This is a genomic window from Streptomyces sp. MUSC 14 (assembly GCF_001866675.1).
Taxonomy (GTDB): domain Bacteria; phylum Actinomycetota; class Actinomycetes; order Streptomycetales; family Streptomycetaceae; genus Streptomyces.
The window spans coordinates 1-1,359 of the sequence record NZ_MLYN01000122.1 but is presented as its reverse complement, the minus strand read 5'-3'; the positions used below and the strand labels follow the sequence as shown (position 1 = coordinate 1,359).

The window sequence follows — 1,359 nt, the reverse complement described above, 5'->3', positions numbered from 1 at the left end:
CAGCGGGACGAATGCGCATCTGATCGTGGAGGAGGCGCCGCAGGAGCCGGTGCTGGGTGTTGTGGGTGAGGGTGGTGTGGTGCCGTTGATGGTGTCTGCGCGGGGTGAGGGGGGTGTGCGGTTGTTGTCGGAGCGGTTGGCGGTGTTTTTGGAGCGGTATCCGGAGGTGTCGTTGCGGGGTGTGGCGGGGGCGTTGGCGGGGCGTTCGGTGTTTGAGCGTCGTGCGGTGGTGGTGGGTGGTTCGCGGGACGAGGTGGTGGCTGGGTTGCGGGCTGGTGGGCCGGGGGTGTTGTCCGGTGGGGGGCCGGTGTTGGGGGATCCGGTGTTCGTGTTTCCGGGGCAGGGTGCGCAGTGGGTGGGGATGGCGGTCGAACTCCTTGACTCTTCGCCGGTGTTCGCGGCTCGGTTTGCTGAGTGTGGGGCGGCGTTGGGTGAGTTTGTGGAGTGGTCGTTGGTGGATGTGGTGCGGGGGGTGGAGGGTGCGCCTGGGTTTGAGCGGGTGGATGTGGTGCAGCCGGTGTTGTGGGCGGTGATGGTGTCGCTTGCTGCTCTGTGGGAGTCGTATGGGGTGCGGCCTGCTGCGGTGGTGGGTCATTCGCAGGGTGAGATTGCTGCTGCGGTGGTGGCGGGTGCGTTGTCGTTGTTGGATGGTGCGCGGGTGGTGGCGTTGCGGTCGCGGGCGATCGTGGCGTTGGCGGGGCGTGGTGGGATGGTGTCGGTGGCGTTGGATGCCGTGGGTGCTGGGGAGTTGGCGGGGCGTTGGGCGGGTCGGGTGTCGGTGGCGGCGTTGAACGGGCCGACGTCGACGGTGGTGTCGGGTGATGCGGATGCGTTGGACGAGCTTGTCGCCTTCGCCGAGGCGTCGGGTGTCCGGGTGCGGCGTGTTGATGTGGATTACGCGTCGCATTCGGTGCATGTGGAGGCGATCGAGGCCGAGTTGGCGGAGGTGTTGGCGCCGGTTGAGGCGTTGGTGTCTTCGGTTCCGTTCTTCTCGTCGTTGGAGGGGGCGCGGGTTGAGGGTGCGGTGTTGGACGGGGGGTATTGGTATCGGAATCTGCGGCACATGGTTGATTTCGAGGCGGCTGTGGGGGCGTTGGTGGGGGCGGGGTATCGGGCGTTCGTGGAGGTGAGTCCGCATCCGGTGTTGGTGGTGCCGTTGGAGGAGACGGTGCTGCGGCATGATGTGGAGGGTGGGTTCGCGGTGCTGGGGACGTTGCGTCGGGATCATGGTGGTCTCGGTGATGTGGTGGCGGCGGTGGGGCGGGCGTTCGTCGAGGGTGTGGTCGTGCATGCGGATCGTGTGGTGCCGCATCCGGACCTGCCGACGTATCCCTTCCAGGGCGACCACCACTGGCTGAC

The 1,359-nt window shown here is 67.3% G+C and carries 1 protein-coding gene; it reads left to right on the top strand.

The window, feature by feature from the left end; translation table 11 throughout:
• Nucleotides 1–1,359, top strand: a 1,359-nt coding sequence (locus BIV25_RS45725; RefSeq protein WP_143076843.1) for an acyltransferase domain-containing protein, incomplete at both ends; no start/stop codon positions are given.